This is a genomic window from Streptomyces misionensis, assembly GCF_007896895.1.
GTDB classification, from domain to species: Bacteria; Actinomycetota; Actinomycetes; order Streptomycetales; family Streptomycetaceae; genus Streptomyces; species Streptomyces misionensis_A.
This window is the reverse complement of sequence record NZ_VOGW01000127.1, coordinates 1-14,847: the sequence shown is the minus strand read 5'-3', so window position 1 is coordinate 14,847 and position 14,847 is coordinate 1. Positions and strand designations below refer to the sequence as shown.

The window sequence follows — 14,847 nt, the reverse complement described above, 5'->3', positions numbered from 1 at the left end:
GTCCGGTTCGGCGGTGCCGTCTCAGCGGTGGTCATCTGCCGCCCTCCTTCGTTCTTCGGCCTGCGTCGGTCCAGCAGGGGCAGTGGTCGGGCGGTCAGCACAGGCCCGAGGGCTTGGAGGCACGGCAGGCGTTGTGCCGGAAGGTGTTGCCCTTGCCCTTGGTCTCGGTGTCGACGAGGTCGGCGGGCCCGTTGCCGGCCAGCGAGTTGTCGGTGATGCGGTTGTCGTCGTTGGTGACGCCGACGAAGCTCTTGAAGAGCACGATGCCGCCGGACAGCGGGGACGTGCCGGTGTTGCCGACGACCCGGTTGCCGTCCACCACGGTCTTCTCGGCGCCGGTCAGCACGATGCCGGAACCCTGGATCGCGGGCAGCCGGTCGGTCTTCGGGCAGGACTTGTTGTTCCGGCTGACGTCGTTGTACGCGACCTCCAGCGCACCGGCCTTGGGCTTGTTCTCGTCGCCGACGACGAACACGCCGGCGCAGTTGCCGGTGATGTGGTTCTCGGCGACCGCGAGGTTGCGCAGGCGGCGCACGGTGACGCCGATCCGGTTGTCCTCCAGCCGGTTGCGCTCGACCACCGTCCGCCGGGTGTCGAGGGCGCCGGCCTCCTCGGTGATGGTGTTGGCGAGGAAGACGCCCGCGTCACCGTTGCCCTGGGCGTAGTTGCCGAAGATGCGGCCGCGCACGGAGCGCTCCTGGGCGATGCCCCACACGGCGTTCTTCACGGCCTGGACGCCGCGCACGGTCATGCCGTCCGTCGCCATGCCGAACACCCCGGCGCGGGCGAAGCCGGTCACCACCAGATCGGCGACGGTGACGCCCTCGACGTTCTTCTTCTTGGTGCCGATCACGCAGATGCCGTTGCCACCCTCGGCGCAGCTCTTGGTCGCCCTGGTGTCCGTCCGCGGCGCCTTGCCCGCGACCGTCTTCACGGCCGGCTCGATCACCGTGCGGCCGCCCAGGCCGCGCAGGGTGACCTGGGGCGTGTTGATCGTGACGCTCTCCTTGTAGACACCGGGGAGCACCAGCACGGTGTCACCGGGCTGCGCGCGGTTCACCGCCTGCTGGATCGATTCGCCCTGGCGGACCACCAGGGTCTGGTGGGCGGCCGCCGCGGGGGCGGCGCCGAGTCCGGCGCCGATCAGTGCTGCGACGGCGCTCGCGGCGTAAGCGATGTGACATCTCTTCATATCGGGTACGTTATGACCCAATAATCCTTACTTGTACGGATAGGCCATCCGGCGGCGTGTCAGCGGAAGGGGCCGCATACTGGCGACGTGACCCGGGTCAACCCCTTGCGCCGTGGACTCGGGGCGGTCGCGCGGTACGTCCGCGGCGCCCCGGGCACCTATGTCTGGCTGGCCGTCCTGTTCGTCACGACCGTCGCGGTGCACCACATGTCGCCGGGGTTCGAGCAGCACTTCCTGCGCCGCAGGTCCACCAACATCCACGAGCTGTCGCGCACCCCGCTGCGGGTGCTGGTCACCAGCGCGATGTGGATCGACGGCGGGCGGTGGCTGCCGTACGCCGTGCTGTACACGGCCTTCCACGCGCCGGCCGAGCGGTGGCTGGGCACCGCCCGCTGGCTCGCGGTGTGCGCGTGCGCGCACGTGCTGGCGTCCCTGGTCAGCGAGGGCCTGCTGCTGAAGGCGATCAAGGACGGCATCGCGCCCCACTCGGCGGTGAACACTCTGGACATCGGCGTCAGTTACGCGCTGGCCGGCGTCGTCGCCGTCCTCACCTACCGGATCGCCTCCCCCTGGCGCTACGGCTACCTCGCCGCCGTCCTCGCCGTCTTCACCCTTCCGCTGGCCCAGTCGCCCACCTTCACCGACATCGGGCACTTCCTGGCGATGCTGATCGGCCTGGCCTGCCACCCGCTCACCAGAGGCCACGCGAAAGCACGGAATCCGAAGGAGACACCGACCACTCCCACGGGTTAGGTTCCCGGCCATGAGCAGCTCGGCGAGCAGTGTCGTGAACGGTGGCATCTCCTTCTGGTACGCGGACGACGGCCTCCCCGCGGTACGGGAACCGCTGTCCGGGGACGCCACGGCCGACGTGGTGATCGTCGGCGGCGGATACACCGGCCTGTGGACCGCCTACTACCTGAAGAAGGCCGCGCCCTTCCTGCGGATCACCGTCCTGGAGCAGAAGTTCTGCGGTTACGGCGCCTCCGGCCGCAACGGCGGCTGGCTGTACAACGGCGTCGCGGGCCGCGACCGGTACGCCGAACTGCACGGGCGGGAGGCCGCGGTACGGCTCCAGAAGGCGATGAACGACACCGTGGACGAGGTGATCGCGGTCACCGAGGCGGAGGGCATCGACGCGGACCTGCACAAGGGCGGCGTCCTGGAGGTGGCCACCACCCCCGCCCAGCTGGCCCGGCTGAAGGCGTTCCACGAGCACGAGCTGTCGTACGGCGAGAAGGACCGCGAGCTGTACGGCGCCCGGGAGACGGCCGAGCGCATCCGGGTCGCGGACGCGGTCGGCTCCACCTGGACCCCGCACGGCGCCCGGCTGCACCCGGTGAAGCTGGTGAAGGGGCTGGCGGCGGCGGTGGCGGCGCTCGGAGTGACGATCCACGAGTCGACCCCGGTGACGGAGATCCGCCCCAAGCACGCGGTCACCCCCTACGGCACCGTCCGCGCGCCCTACGTCCTGCGCTGCACCGAGGGCTTCACCGCCTCCCTCAAGGGCCAGAAGCGGACCTGGCTGCCGATGAACTCCTCGATGATCGCCACCGAGCCGCTGAGCGCGGAGCAGTGGGCGGCGATCGGCTGGGACGGCCGGGAGACGCTGGGCGACATGGCGCACGCCTACATGTACGCGCAGCGCACCGCCGACGGCCGGATCGCGCTCGGCGGGCGCGGGGTGCCGTACCGGTTCGGCTCCCGCACGGACAACGACGGCCGCACCCAGCGGGCGACCGTCGAGGCGCTGCGGGACGTCCTGGTGCGCTTCTTCCCGTCCCTGGCCGGTGTCGGGGTCACCCACGCCTGGTCCGGCGTGCTCGGCGTGCCCCGCGACTGGTGCGCCACGGTCACCCTGGACCGCTCCACCGGCCTCGGCTGGGCGGGCGGCTACGTCGGCTCCGGCGTCGCCACCACCAACCTCGCCGCCCGCACCCTGCGCGACCTGGTCCAGCAGGACTCCGGCCAGGGCGGCCGCACCGAACTGACCGACCTGCCCTGGGTCGGCCACAAGGTCCGCAAGTGGGAGCCCGAGCCCTTCCGCTGGCTCGGCGTCCACGGCATGTACGCCACCTACCACACGGCCGACCGCCGCGAACGCCTCCACCCCGCCACGGCCTCCTCCCGCCTGGCCAAGGCGGCGGACTGGGTGGCGGGGCGCCACTGAGAGGGCCGGACAGTCTCCTGTCCGCAGCCGGTCGTGGTGTCAGGCGACCGGTTCGGACACCGGGGTCTTCGGCCGGGGCCCGTGCTTGGGGGCCCGGGCGGTGACCAGCAGGCCGGCGATCAGGCCGGCCAGCAGCATGATGGCGGCGGCCCAGCCGATGGCGACGGTGTAGCCGTGGACGACGCCGGCCGCGACCGTGGCAGGCCGGTGCGGGCGGGCGGCGATGTAGGCGGCGGCGCTGGCGGTGGCGAGGGTGTTGAGCAGGGCGGTGCCGATCGAGCCGCCGACCTGCTGCGCGGTGTTGACGGTCGCGGAGGTGACCCCCGAGTCGCGCGGCGCGACCCCCGCCGTGGCCGTGGCGAACACCGGCATGAACGTCAGCCCCATGCCCAGCCCCAGCAGCAGCAGGGACGGCAGGATCTCCGCGGCGTAGGAGGAGCGGACGGTCAGCCGGGTCAGCAGCAGCAGGCCGCCCGACGCCAGCAGCATGCCCGGCACCATCAGCAGCCGCGGCGGCACGTGGTGCAGCAGCCGTGCGGAGATCTGCGTGGACCCGGTGACGATCGCCGCGGTCATCGGCAGGAAGGCCAGTCCCGTGCGCACCGGCGAGTAGCCGAGGATGACCTGGAGGTAGTAGGTCATGAACAGGAACAGCCCGAACATGCCGATCACCGCGAGCATCATCGTCAGGAAGCACCCCGCCCGGTCCCGGTCCCGCAGGATGTGCAGCGGCAGCAGCGGACTCGGTGCCCGGCCCTGCCACCACACGAACGCCACCAGCAGCAGCGCTCCCGTCGCGAACAGCCCGAGCACCAGCGGGTCCGCCCAGCCGCGCGGCTCCGCCTCGCTGAAGCCGTAGACGATCGCGACCAGGCCGCCGCAGCCGAGCACCGCCCCGGGCACGTCGAGGCGGACGTCGCCGTGCCCCGGCCGGTCGTGCAGCAGGACGGACGCGCCGAAGACCGCGAGCGCGGCGATGGGCACGTTGACGTACAGGCACCAGCGCCAGGTGAGGTACTCGGTGAGCACCCCGCCGACGATCAGCCCGATCGCCGAGCCGCTGCCGGCCAGCGCGCCGTAGACGCCGAACGCCTTGCCGCGCTCGCGCGGGTCCGTGAACGTCGTGGTCAGCAAGGAGAGCGCGGAGGGCGCGAGCACGGCCGCGAAGACGCCTTGCAGCGCGCGGGCCCCGAAGAGCATCCCCGCGCCGGTGGCCGCGCCGCCGAGCGCGGAGGCGGCGGCGAAGCCCACGAGCCCGATCACGAAGGTGCGTTTTCGGCCCATGAGATCGGCGACCCGGCCGCCGAGCAGCAGCAGACCGCCGAAGGCCAGCGTGTAGGCGGTGATCACCCACTGCCGGTTGCCGTCGGACATGTGCAGGGCACGCTGGGCGGAGGGGAGCGCGATGTTCACGATCGTGGCGTCCAGGACCACCATCAGCTGGGCGAGGGCGATGACGACCAGCCCCCACCAGCGGTGCGGATCCGTCCCCTCCGCGGCGGCCCGGGACTCACCCGTTCGGCCGAGACTCATCTGGCCAGAAGACCATGAATCGGTACGTATCGCATCCGGGTGCCGGGCTCAGGGCCTCAGGGCTCCAGCACCACCTTCCCGACGGTGCCGCGGTTCTCCAGCGCCCGGTGCGCGGCGGCCGCCGCCGCGAGCGGGAAGCGGGTGACGGCGGGCCGCAGCCGCCCCCGCGCGGCCTGCGCGAGCGCCCGCTCCTCCAGCGCCCGCAGCCCGCCGCCCCGCCGCACCAGCTCCGGCCCGAGCACGGACTCGGAGACGCCCTCCACGACGTACCCCTGCCCGTCGCCGATGCCCTCCGCCGACCAGCCGAAGACCAGGTGCCGGCCGCCCGGTCCGAGCAGCGCCACGGCCTCCCGGGCGACCGCGCCGCCCACCCCGTCGTAGACGATCGTGGCGGCCCGTCCGCCGAGCCCCGCCCGGACCTCGGCGGCCCAGCCGGGCGCGGTGTAGTCGACGGCGAGCGCGGCGCCGTTCTCCCGCACCCGCCGGGTCTTGGCGGGGCCGCCCGCGAGCCCGACCACGGTCGCCCCGGCCGCCGCCGCGTACTGCACCAGCAGCGTGCCGATGCCGCCCGCGGCGGCCGGTACGACCACCACGTCGTCCGGCCCCGGCTCCGCGCACCCCGCGATGCCCAGGGCGGTGCGGCCCGTGCCGATCATGGCGACGGCCGCTGCGAAGTCCAGCGGCTCCGGTATCTCGTGCAGCCGCCCGGCGTCGGTGACCGCCAGTTCGGCGTACCCGCCGGGCGCGAAACCCAGGTGGGCGGCCACGCGCTTGCCCAGCCACGCCCCGGCCACCCCCTCGCCGACCGCGTCCACCACGCCCGCGACCTCCCGGCCGGGCACGGTCGGCAGGGCGGGCCGCTCCGGCGCCGGCCCCCGGTGCCCGGCGCGCAGCGCCGTGTCGAGCAGGTGCACCCCGGCCGCGGCGACCGCGATCCGCACCTGCCCCGGGCCCGGGGCCGGGTCCTCGGCCTCCTCGTAGGTCAGGTTCTCGGCCGGACCGAAGGCGTACAGGCGTACGACGTGCATGGGGACCCCCAGGTGAGCGACTGCCGCAACTCTCCGACCTGAAGCACGCTTGAGGTCAAGGGCCTGCCGCGGGGTGCGCCCGCGCGGTCCGGGACGATTGTCAGTGGCGGGGTGCAGCATGGACCCATGACGAGGGGAACGACCGGCGGGAGCCGGATGCGGCGCGGCGCACGGCGGCCGGAGCCGAGACTGCCGCCGCTGCGGCCGTGGGACGGCGGACCGCTGGATCCCGACGGCGACTACGACGCACTGGAGTTCCGGGACGCGGACCTGAGCGGGCAGGACGCCGCGGGCGCCCGGTTCATGGACTGCGCGCTGCGCGGCTGCGCGCTGGACGGGACCCGGCTGCGCCACGCCCGCGTGCTGGACTGCGTGCTCACCGCTGCGCGCGGGGTCGGCACCGACCTCGCCGAGGCCACCCTGCGCGACGTCGAACTGATCGAGCCCCGGCTCGGCGGCGCCCAGCTGCACGGCGCGGTGCTGGAGCGGGTCGTGGTGCGCGGCGGCAAGATCGACTTCCTGAACCTGCGCATGGCCCGCCTGCGGGACGTGGTCTTCGAGTCCTGCGTCCTGGTCGAACCGGACTTCGCGGGGGCCGGTCTGGAGCGGGTGGAGTTCGTGGACTGCGCGCTGAAGGGGGCGGACTTCGGCGGGGCCACCCTCAAGGACGTCGATCTGCGCGGTGCCGCGCCGCTGGAGATCGCCCGGGGCCTCGAACGGCTCTCCGGCGCGGTCATCGGCACCGGCCAGCTGCTGGATCTGGCACCGGCGCTGGCGGCGGCCGTCGGGATCCGGGTGGAGTAGGCCGTTACGAGACGCGGGGAAAGCGGGCCTGGAGAGTCCAGATCGCCGGATTGTCGCCCAGCTCCTCGTGGAGGTCGACGAGGTCGGCGATCAGGTCGTGCAGGAAGTCCCGTGCCTCACGGCGCAGTTCGGCGTGCGAGAAGGACAGCGGGGGCTCGTCCGGCGGCTGCCAGTCGGCGGTGATGTCGACCCACCCGAAGCGGCGCTCGAAGAGCATCCGGTCGCTGGACTCGGTGAAGTCCAGCTCCGCCCGCTGCGGCCGGGCGGCGCGGGAGCCCCTCGGGTCCCGGTCCAGGCGTTCCACGATGTCGCACAGCGCCCACGCGAAGTCCAGCACCGGCACCCATCCCCAGGCGGTGGACAGCTCCCGGTCCGCCTTCGTGTCCGCGAGGTACACGTCCCCGCAGAACAGGTCGTGCCGCAGCGCGTGGACGTCCGCGCGGCGGTAGTCGGTCTGCGGCGGGTCCGGGAAGCGGTTGGAGAGGGCATAGCCGATATCGAGCACCCACCGATGGTGTCACGCCGCCGGACCCGCCCCCGCCCCTAAGATCGCTGACATGTCCAGATCCGTACGTGCCGTGCCGGCCGCCGCGGCCGTGCTGGCCCTCGTCCTCACCGGCAGCGCGTGCGAGGGCGGCGGGGTGCACGGCACCCCGGGCGGCTCCGGCCTGCGCGACCCGTACTTCCCGAGGGCGGGCAACGGCGGCTACGACGTGGACCACTACGCCCTCGCCCTCGACTACACCCCGGCCACCCGCCGGCTCACCGGCACCGCGGTGATCACCGCCCGCGCCACCAAGGACCTGTCGGCCTTCGACCTGGACCTCGCCGGACTGCGCGTGGACTCGGTCGCCGTCGACGGCCGGGACGCCCGCTTCAACCGTGCCGGGCAGGAACTCACCGTCCGCCCGCACGACGACCTGCGCGCGGGCCACACCTTCCGGACGACGGTGCGCTACTTCGGCGTCCCGCGCACCCTCACCGACCCCGACGGCTCCGCGGAGGGCTGGCTGCCCACCGCCGACGGCGCCCTCGGCCTCGGTGAGCCGGTCGGCTCCATGGCCTGGTTCCCCGGCAACGACCACCCCTCCGACAAGGCCGCCTACGACATCACCGTCACCGTGCCGAAGGGCCTGCAGGCCGTCTCCAACGGGGAGTTGGCGGACCAGAGCACCCACGGCGGCCGTACGTCCTACCACTGGCACACCGCCGAGCCCATGGCCGCCTACGTCGCCACCGTCGCCATCGGCCACTTCGTCATCACCCGCACCGAGGGGCCGGGCGGGCTGCCCGTCCTCACCGCCGTCGACCGCACCCAGGTCGGGGCGAGCGCGGCGGTCCTCGCGCGACTGCCCGCCGTCGTCAAGTGGGAGGAGGACACCTTCGGCCCCTACCCGTTCTCCTCCGTCGGCGCGATCATCGCCCGCCCGGGCGACGCCGGTTACGCCCTGGAGACCCAGAACCGGCCCGTCTTCCCTGGCGCCCCGGAGACCGGCACCCTCGTGCACGAACTGGCCCACCAGTGGTACGGCGACTCGGTCACCCCGCGGTCCTGGCGCGACATGTGGCTGAACGAGGGTTTCGCCACCTACGCCCAGTGGCTGTGGCAGGAGGACCACGGCGGGGACAGCGCCCAGCAGACCTTCCTCGACTACTACCACCGCGACGACGACGCCCTGTGGGCCTTCCCGCCCGCGCGGCCGTCGGGCGCCGAGCACATCTCGGGCACGCCCGTCTACCAGCGCGGCGCCATGGTCCTGCACAAGATCCGCCAGAAGGTCGGCGACAGGGCCTTCTTCGCCCTCCTGCGCGCCTGGCCCGCGGCCCACCGCCACGGCAACGCGAGCACGGCGGATTTCACGGCCTACGTCGAGAAACGTTTCCCCGGTGCGGACTTCAGCGAGATCTGGCGGGACTGGCTGTACGGGGAGGGGAAGCCGGCGCAGCCGTAGCGCACCCCGCGTCGGCCGCCCCCGGCCGACGCCCACGGGTCCGGCGTCCGTGCTGGCCCGCGCGGCCATGTCCCCCTCCGCCGGCTCCCTCAGGGCGCCCTCGCCCGCCTCCGGACCGCCGCCCGGCAGGGCTCAGCGCAGGCCGGTCCCGGCGTTGTCGTGGCGGGACGGCGGGGCCGTGCGGTCCGGGTCCGCGGCGGCGTTCCGGGTGGCCGGGACGCGCAACGGCTTGCGCAGCACGGTGCAGGGGCGGCCGAGGGCGCGGTCGGTGCGGTGGTCGAGCACGCGGTAGCCGAGGGCGGTCCAAAAGGCCAGCCCCGCCGGGTTGTTGTCGAGCACGGCGAGGCGCACGGCGGCGGCGCCCCGTGCGCGCAGCCGGTCCTCCAGGCGCTCGGCGAGGGCGCGGCCGTACCCCTTGCCCTGCTCCGCCGCGTGCACCAGCAGCAGCCCGATCCAGGGGTCCGGGTCGGCGGGGTCGGGGTGCCGGGCGAGGGTGATCGCGAGCCCGAGGAGCCGTCCGTCCCCGGCGCGGGCGAGCAGCACCTCGGCGCCCGGCACGGCCAGTTCCCCGGTCAGGGCCTCGGCGATCTGGTGCGGCCGGATGTCGTCCGGGTCGGGGAAGTCGCCGGTGAGCCGGTGGAACGCGCGGTTCGACGCGTACAGCGCGGTGAGTTCGGACAGCAGGGGGCCCGAGAGGTCCTGGCCGGGGGAGAGGGGCGTGAGGACCACCGGGGCAACCTACCCCCGGACCCGCTCGCCCGCGCCGGGATTTCCGCCCTCCCCGGCCGCCTGCCGGGGAGGTGCGAGGACGGCGGTCCGTCAGACGTTCACGCCGAAGTCCTGGGCGATGCCGACCAGGCCCGAGGCGTAACCCTGGCCCACCGCACGGAACTTCCACTCCGCGCCGTTGCGGTACAGCTCGCCGAAGACCATCGCGGTCTCGGTGGCGGCGTCCTCGGACAGGTCGTAGCGGGCGATCTCGGCGCCGCCGGCCTGGTTGACGATGCGGATGTAGGCGTTGCGGACCTGGCCGAAGTTCTGGCCGCGGTTCTCGGCGTCGTAGATGGAGACCGGGAAGACGACCTTGTCGATGTCGGCGGGCAGGCCGGCCAGGTTGACGTTGATCGCCTCGTCGTCGCCGGCGCCCTCGCCCGTGCGGTTGTCGCCGGTGTGGACGATGGTGTTGTCCGGGGTCTGCTTGTTGTTGAAGAAGACGAAGTGGGCGTCCGAGTAGACCTTGCCCTGCGCGTTGACCGCGATCGCGGAGGCGTCCAGGTCGAAGTCCGTGCCCGTGGTGGTGCGGACGTCCCAGCCGAGGCCCACGGTGACGGCGGTCAGGCCCGGAGCCTCCTTGGTGAGCGAGACGTTGCCACCCTTGGACAGGCTTACAGCCATGTGGGGTCCTTTCTGAGACGTGAAATGCGTGCCGACGAAGCTACCGTCATCCCGGACAACGCCGAGGGGGGTCCTCATGGTTCCGCACCCCTTTACCTTTTTTACCCGGACTTCTCCACGGTCCGGGAAATCCAGGTGACGCGAACGGGCCCGGACCGGGAACATGGAAGGCATGTCCGGTCCCCACGTCATCCGCGGCTCCGTCTCGCTCCCCGAGGCCGAGCTGATGTGGCGTTTCTCCAGGTCGTCGGGGCCCGGCGGGCAGCATGTGAACACCAGTGACTCCCAGGTGGAGCTGCGCTTCGACCTGGCGGCCACCGAGGCGCTGCCACCGGTGTGGAAGGAGCGGGCCCTTCAGCGGCTGGCCGGCCGGCTGGCCGACGGGGTGGTGACCGTACGGGCGTCCGAGCACCGTTCCCAGTGGCGCAACCGCGAGGCCGCCGCCGTACGCCTCGCCGCCCTCCTCGCGGAGGCGACCGCGCCCCCGCCCAAGCCGCGCAAGCCCACCCGTGTCCCGCGCGGCATCAACGAGCGCCGGCTGCGGAACAAGAAGCAGCGCGCGCAGACCAAGCGCGGCCGTTCGGGCCGGGACTGGGGGTAGGGCCGCTCGTTTGGATCATGCCGGGCTCGCGGGGCCTGGCACGCGCATCTGCCGCGATGGTGAGCTGATGTCCGTTCCCGGCGGCTCGCGTCGCCGACCGCCCCGCGCGCAGTGCAGTCGGCCGACCCGGGAACTACGAGCAGGGCTGGGGCGTCTGGCCTGTCGTGAAGGAAGAGATCAAGGGCCTTGCCGGTTTCCTCATCGCCGGTCTGGGTGCCGCAGCTGCGCTGCTGGCCTGGGCACCGCTGGCAAGGGTCAATGTGGAGGGTGGATTCGAGGGCCGCCACCGGGACCTCAGCGTGCTCTACGTGGACCTGCCGCTCGTCGCCGCGGGGGGCGCCCTGGTACCGCTCGCCTTCTGGATGCTCGCCTTGCGCCGGTTCCATCGCCCGTGGGTCGCCGCCCTGGCCGCCGTCACCGCGGTCGCCCTGGGCCTCTGGGGCCTGACGAGTTGGTGGTCTCCCTATCAGGCACCTGAGTTCGGCTACTGAGACGGCCATCCGCGGGAGGCAGGGTGCCGGCTCGGCTGCTGGAGGATCCGGCACGGTGCCTGACGGCTGCCGCGCATGCGGGAGACGCGCACTGCCGGGAACTGCCCCGGAGCCGTCCGGGCTCGTCGCCGCGGTCGGGCCATGACGCCGACACCATCGCGCTGACGGGGATCTCCGGGGGCCCTTCTCTCACCTTGCGCGATCGTCGGCTTTCGCAGCACTAGGCGCTCGCGCCCTCCGTGCCGTCCCCCAGCGCGAGCACCCCGACCACCTGGCCCCCGCTCGTCTCCCCGTTCTTCCTGAAGCCCAGGCGGAGATAGAAGTCCTCGGGGCCGTCCGCACCCGGGTGCCACGTCACGTACAGATCGGACCCGCCCCGGCGCCGGATCTCCGCGCCGACCGCCGCGACCGCGTAGCGCCCGTACCCCCGGCCCTGTTCGGCCGCCGCGATGTTCAGCCGCCACAGGCCGGAGCGGCGCACGCTGCCGTCGCCGTACCAGTCGATGTCGAAGAAGGCCATGAGGAACCCGACCGGCCGGGAGCCGTCGAGGATCAGGCGGGGCCAGGCCACCCCGGCGGGGTGGACGTACGCCTCGGCGAGCGAGCGCTCCACCGGCTCGACGGCGTGTTCCTGGTCGGGCCGGACACGGATGCCGAGGGCGGCCTCGAAGGTGCGGGGCGTGATCTCTGCCAGATGCGGTGCCATGCGCGCACCCTAGGCGGCGGGGCGTACCGCCACCACGGAAATTATCGGGGGGCGGGGTCAGCCCAACTGCCGGTACCGGCCGCGGAAGTACGTCAGCGGCCCGCCCTCCGCGCTCGGCACCCGCGCCGTCAGCACCCGGCCGATGACCAGCGTGTGGTCCCCGGCCGCCACCCGCTGCTCGGTCCGGCACTCCAGCGTGGCGAGCGCGCCGCCCACCAGCGGGGCGTTGGTGGCCTCGCCGCGCGCGTAGGGGATGTCCTCGAAGAGCAGCCGGTCGCTGATGCGGCCCCGCATGGCGAAGCGGCCCGCGATGTGCCGCTGGCTCTCCGCGAGCACCGAGACAGCCCACAGCGGCTGTTCGGCGAGCAGGTCGTCCATGCGCGAGCCCTCCCGCAGGCTGACCAGGACCAGCGGCGGGTCGAGGGAGACGGACATGAAGGCGGTGGCGGTCATGCCGACGTCCTCCACGCCCGGTGCGGTCGGGTCGTCCGGATCGAGCGGCGGTTCCTGCGCGGTGACCAGGACCACACCCGCGGCCAGCCGGGACAGCGCGGCCCGGAACTCGTCGTTGCTCACCCCCTCAGCATGCCCGGAAGCCGTGAGGGTGGTGGGGGAAGGCGTCTTCAGCACGCCGGAAACGCTAGTCTGCGCCCCACGGGCCCCGCATCGGGCCTCCGCCCGAACCGGGTCCTAGGACCAGCGGCGGACGGACACCACCGAACGAACCACCGCATCGCGGGCGACCGCGGCACCGGCAATGGGTGAACACGGGAAGAACGCGGAAACACCACCCAATTGTTCATGTTTTGCTGTGACTTGAGTCACAAGGGGCAGGAATTGTTGACCCTGTGTACCGGGTGGGCAGCGCGCTGTGATTCAGTGGCGGTGAAACTGCTGGAGCAACCACGAGGCGCCGAAGACGACGACCCTTGATTCGCTGCGAGGTCTCGGGGGGAGGGCGAGCATGGAGACCGAGTCGGAGCCGTATGTCCGTCTTGCGTCCCTGCGGCAGCTGCACCAGGTCATGGCGGACATGAACACGGCACGCAGTCTGTCGGACACCTTGCAGACCGTGGCCGACGGCGCGGTGACCGCCCTCGGCTACGAGATGGCGTGTGTGAACCTCGTACGACCCGACGGCGACCTGGTCGTGGCCGCCTTCTCCGGCAACTCCGCCGCCGAGGCCCTGATCACCGGCCGGGTCGGCTCCCGCGACGCCTGGGACCGCCGCCTGGGCATGGGCGAGCGCTGGGGCGACCTCGTCTTCATACCGCACACCGAGGGCTGGGTGCTGGACGACGACGATGTGCCCCAGTGGTTCACCGACGGCCCGGCGCCCCGCTTCGAGGACGAGTGGCACCCCTCCGACCGCCTCTTCGCCCCCATGTACACACCGGGCGTGCAGGGCGGCGCCTGCGGCGAGCTGCTCGGCGTCATATCGGTGGACCGCCCGCGCAACGGCCGCCTGCCCGGCGCCTGGGGCCGCGAGGCCCTCCAGATGTACGCCTTCCAGGCCGCCATCGCGATCAGCAACGCCCGGCTGCGCTCCAACATGCAGCGCGCCCTGGTCCGCCTGGAGCGCGAGCAGCAGGCGCTGCGGGCCAGCGAGGAGAGTTTCCGGCAGGCCTTCGAGTACGCGCCGTCCGGCATGGCCATCGCCGAGATGGGCGGTGAACAGCACGGCCGCATCCTGCGCACCAACGACGCCCTGTGCCGGCTGCTGGGCCGGCCGGCCTCCGCGATGCGCCGCTACGCCTTCTCCGACCTCGTCCACCCCGAGGACATCGGCACCCTGCTGCGCACCTCGGCGGAGGGCGGCCGCGCCGAGCTGCGCCTCGGCCGCCGGGACGGGTCGTACGTCTGGGTGTCGCTGCGCAACAGCGTGGTCGCGGACGCCGCCGACGGGCCCCGCTTCCTGCTCACCCACGTCGAGGACATAGAGGAGCGCAAGCGCCGCGAGCTCCAGCTCGCCCACCGCGCCTCGCACGACTCGCTGACCGGCCTGCCGAACTCCGCCGAGCTGCGCTCGCGGCTCTCCGCCCGGCTGTGCCGCCGCCCGGCGCACGCCGGCGCCCTGGAGTCCCTGGACGCGGCCTACGGCCACCCCGCCTACGACGGCCCCGCCGGGCACGGTTTCGACTTCGCGCCGGGCGCTGAGGCGTACGACGCCTACGACCACCATGTGCACACCGTGGCCCCCGAGGGCGACCGGGACGACGGCACCAAGGGGCTCGCGGTCCTCTTCTGCGACCTGGACGGCTTCAAGTCGATCAACGACCGGTTCGGGCACAACGCGGGCGACGCGGTGCTGATCGAGGTCGCGCGGCGGCTGTCCCAGGGCGTGCGCGACGGCGACACGGTGGCCCGGCTCGGCGGCGACGAGTTCGTGATCCTCGCCGACGGCCTCGGCCGCGCCGACGCGGAGGACCTGGCCGTACGGCTGCGCAACGAGATCATCCAGCCGATCCGGGCCGAGGGACGGGCGGTCCGGGTGGGCGCGAGCTTCGGCATCGGCTGGGCGCACTGCGGGATGACCGCCGACGAGGTCTTGAAGTCGGCCGACGAGCGGATGTACGTAGAGAAACGATCTCGTCCCAAACAGCATCGGCGTGCGGGATGAACCCCAGGTCAGCGAGTTGATGCGGTCTGCGTCACCTGTTTGGGCGAGTGGGAGCGGGTAGGCTCGCCTTTCCAGCCATGACCGCATCCGTTCGCACCTGTTGAGGAGTACCAAGGGATGACGCCCGGCGACAACGGCGCGAGCACGCCCGAGGAAGACGACCCGTTCGGCTATCTGTACGCAGACGGCCAGGCCAGAGGGGCGCAGCCGCCGTCCGGCGGCTACGGCTACCCGAACTCGGTCAGCAGGGTGCGCACGGTCGGCGAGCGTCAGTACGGCCAGCAGCAGCCGCCCTACGTCCCGCCGCAGGGCGCCTACGGCCAGCCGAACGCCCACTACCAGGCACCCGAGACGC

Annotated in this window: 14 protein-coding genes and 2 pseudogenes; 8 read left to right on the top strand and 8 right to left on the bottom strand. The window is 72.9% G+C overall.

The genetic code is table 11. From position 1 onward, the window contains the following. Nucleotides 1-94 precede the first annotated feature (94 nt). On the bottom strand, nucleotides 95-1,192 hold the full coding sequence (locus FRZ03_RS22160; protein ID WP_146466900.1) for a right-handed parallel beta-helix repeat-containing protein: 1,098 nt from the start codon (nucleotides 1,190-1,192) through the stop codon (nucleotides 95-97). A gap of 87 nt (nucleotides 1,193-1,279) precedes the next feature. On the opposite strand from FRZ03_RS22160, the gene FRZ03_RS22155 reads away from it, so the two are divergent. Together FRZ03_RS22155 and FRZ03_RS22150 are read left to right on the top strand one after the other, a co-directional pair. Continuing rightward, nucleotides 1,280-1,945 carry a rhomboid-like protein gene (locus tag FRZ03_RS22155; protein WP_186785558.1) on the top strand — a complete coding sequence of 222 codons (666 nt, stop codon included), beginning with the start codon at nucleotides 1,280-1,282 and terminating at the stop codon, nucleotides 1,943-1,945. Between the two features lie 10 nt (nucleotides 1,946-1,955). Further along, the gene (locus tag FRZ03_RS22150; protein ID WP_186785557.1) at nucleotides 1,956-3,362 is read left to right on the top strand and encodes an NAD(P)/FAD-dependent oxidoreductase; all 1,407 of its coding nucleotides are present in this window, start codon (nucleotides 1,956-1,958) and stop codon (nucleotides 3,360-3,362) included. Between the two features lie 39 nt (nucleotides 3,363-3,401). Here the strand turns inward: FRZ03_RS22150 and FRZ03_RS22145 are convergent, their stop codons facing one another. Both FRZ03_RS22145 and FRZ03_RS22140 read right to left on the bottom strand, forming a co-directional pair. After that, the gene (locus tag FRZ03_RS22145) at nucleotides 3,402-4,895 is read right to left on the bottom strand and encodes an MFS transporter (protein WP_146466899.1); all 1,494 of its coding nucleotides are present in this window, start codon (nucleotides 4,893-4,895) and stop codon (nucleotides 3,402-3,404) included. Nucleotides 4,896-4,951: 56 nt separating this feature from the next. Beyond that, complete coding sequence (locus FRZ03_RS22140) at nucleotides 4,952-5,923, bottom strand: zinc-binding dehydrogenase (RefSeq protein WP_146466898.1); 972 nt, start codon at nucleotides 5,921-5,923, stop codon at nucleotides 4,952-4,954. 126 nt (nucleotides 5,924-6,049) lie between these two features. Between FRZ03_RS22140 and FRZ03_RS22135 the strand changes: the two genes are divergently transcribed. Next, nucleotides 6,050-6,727 (top strand): pentapeptide repeat-containing protein, encoded by a 678-nt coding sequence (locus tag FRZ03_RS22135; protein WP_146466897.1) that lies wholly within the window; start codon nucleotides 6,050-6,052, stop codon nucleotides 6,725-6,727. 4 nt (nucleotides 6,728-6,731) lie between these two features. Here FRZ03_RS22135 and FRZ03_RS22130 read toward each other — a convergent pair whose 3' ends face one another. Then, on the bottom strand, nucleotides 6,732-7,232 hold the full coding sequence (locus tag FRZ03_RS22130; RefSeq protein ID WP_146466896.1) for a hypothetical protein: 501 nt from the start codon (nucleotides 7,230-7,232) through the stop codon (nucleotides 6,732-6,734). A gap of 52 nt (nucleotides 7,233-7,284) precedes the next feature. Between FRZ03_RS22130 and FRZ03_RS22125 the strand changes: the two genes are divergently transcribed. Then, a complete protein-coding gene (locus FRZ03_RS22125; RefSeq protein ID WP_186785556.1) occupies nucleotides 7,285-8,679 on the top strand; it encodes a M1 family metallopeptidase in 1,395 nt (464 codons plus the stop codon). A gap of 135 nt (nucleotides 8,680-8,814) precedes the next feature. Here the strand turns inward: FRZ03_RS22125 and FRZ03_RS22120 are convergent. Next, nucleotides 8,815-9,408, bottom strand: a pseudogene (locus FRZ03_RS22120) (GNAT family N-acetyltransferase); the annotation flags it as partial. Between the two features lie 90 nt (nucleotides 9,409-9,498). After that, a complete protein-coding gene (locus tag FRZ03_RS22115; protein WP_070024048.1) occupies nucleotides 9,499-10,074 on the bottom strand; it encodes a TerD family protein in 576 nt (191 codons plus the stop codon). 163 nt (nucleotides 10,075-10,237) lie between these two features. On the opposite strand from FRZ03_RS22115, the gene arfB reads away from it, so the two are divergent. Both arfB and FRZ03_RS22105 read left to right on the top strand, forming a co-directional pair. Further along, nucleotides 10,238-10,675, top strand: a complete 438-nt coding sequence (gene arfB, locus FRZ03_RS22110; protein ID WP_146466894.1) for an alternative ribosome rescue aminoacyl-tRNA hydrolase ArfB — start codon at nucleotides 10,238-10,240, stop codon at nucleotides 10,673-10,675. Between the two features lie 164 nt (nucleotides 10,676-10,839). Further along, nucleotides 10,840-11,166, top strand: coding sequence for a hypothetical protein (locus FRZ03_RS22105; protein ID WP_146466893.1), 327 nt, complete (start codon nucleotides 10,840-10,842; stop codon nucleotides 11,164-11,166). A gap of 220 nt (nucleotides 11,167-11,386) precedes the next feature. Here FRZ03_RS22105 and FRZ03_RS22100 read toward each other — a convergent pair whose 3' ends face one another. Continuing rightward, nucleotides 11,387-11,872 carry a GNAT family N-acetyltransferase gene (locus tag FRZ03_RS22100; RefSeq protein ID WP_146466892.1) on the bottom strand — a complete coding sequence of 162 codons (486 nt, stop codon included), beginning with the start codon at nucleotides 11,870-11,872 and terminating at the stop codon, nucleotides 11,387-11,389. A gap of 57 nt (nucleotides 11,873-11,929) precedes the next feature. Continuing rightward, nucleotides 11,930-12,502 (bottom strand): flavin reductase family protein, encoded by a 573-nt coding sequence (locus tag FRZ03_RS22095; protein WP_146466891.1) that lies wholly within the window; start codon nucleotides 12,500-12,502, stop codon nucleotides 11,930-11,932. Nucleotides 12,503-12,836: 334 nt separating this feature from the next. Here FRZ03_RS22095 and cdgB point away from each other — a divergent pair, with 334 nt between their 5' ends. Beyond that, nucleotides 12,837-14,492 (top strand): diguanylate cyclase CdgB, encoded by a 1,656-nt coding sequence (gene cdgB / locus FRZ03_RS22090; RefSeq protein ID WP_146466890.1) that lies wholly within the window; start codon nucleotides 12,837-12,839, stop codon nucleotides 14,490-14,492. 117 nt (nucleotides 14,493-14,609) lie between these two features. Continuing rightward, nucleotides 14,610-14,847, top strand: a pseudogene (locus FRZ03_RS22085) (carbohydrate-binding protein); the annotation flags it as partial.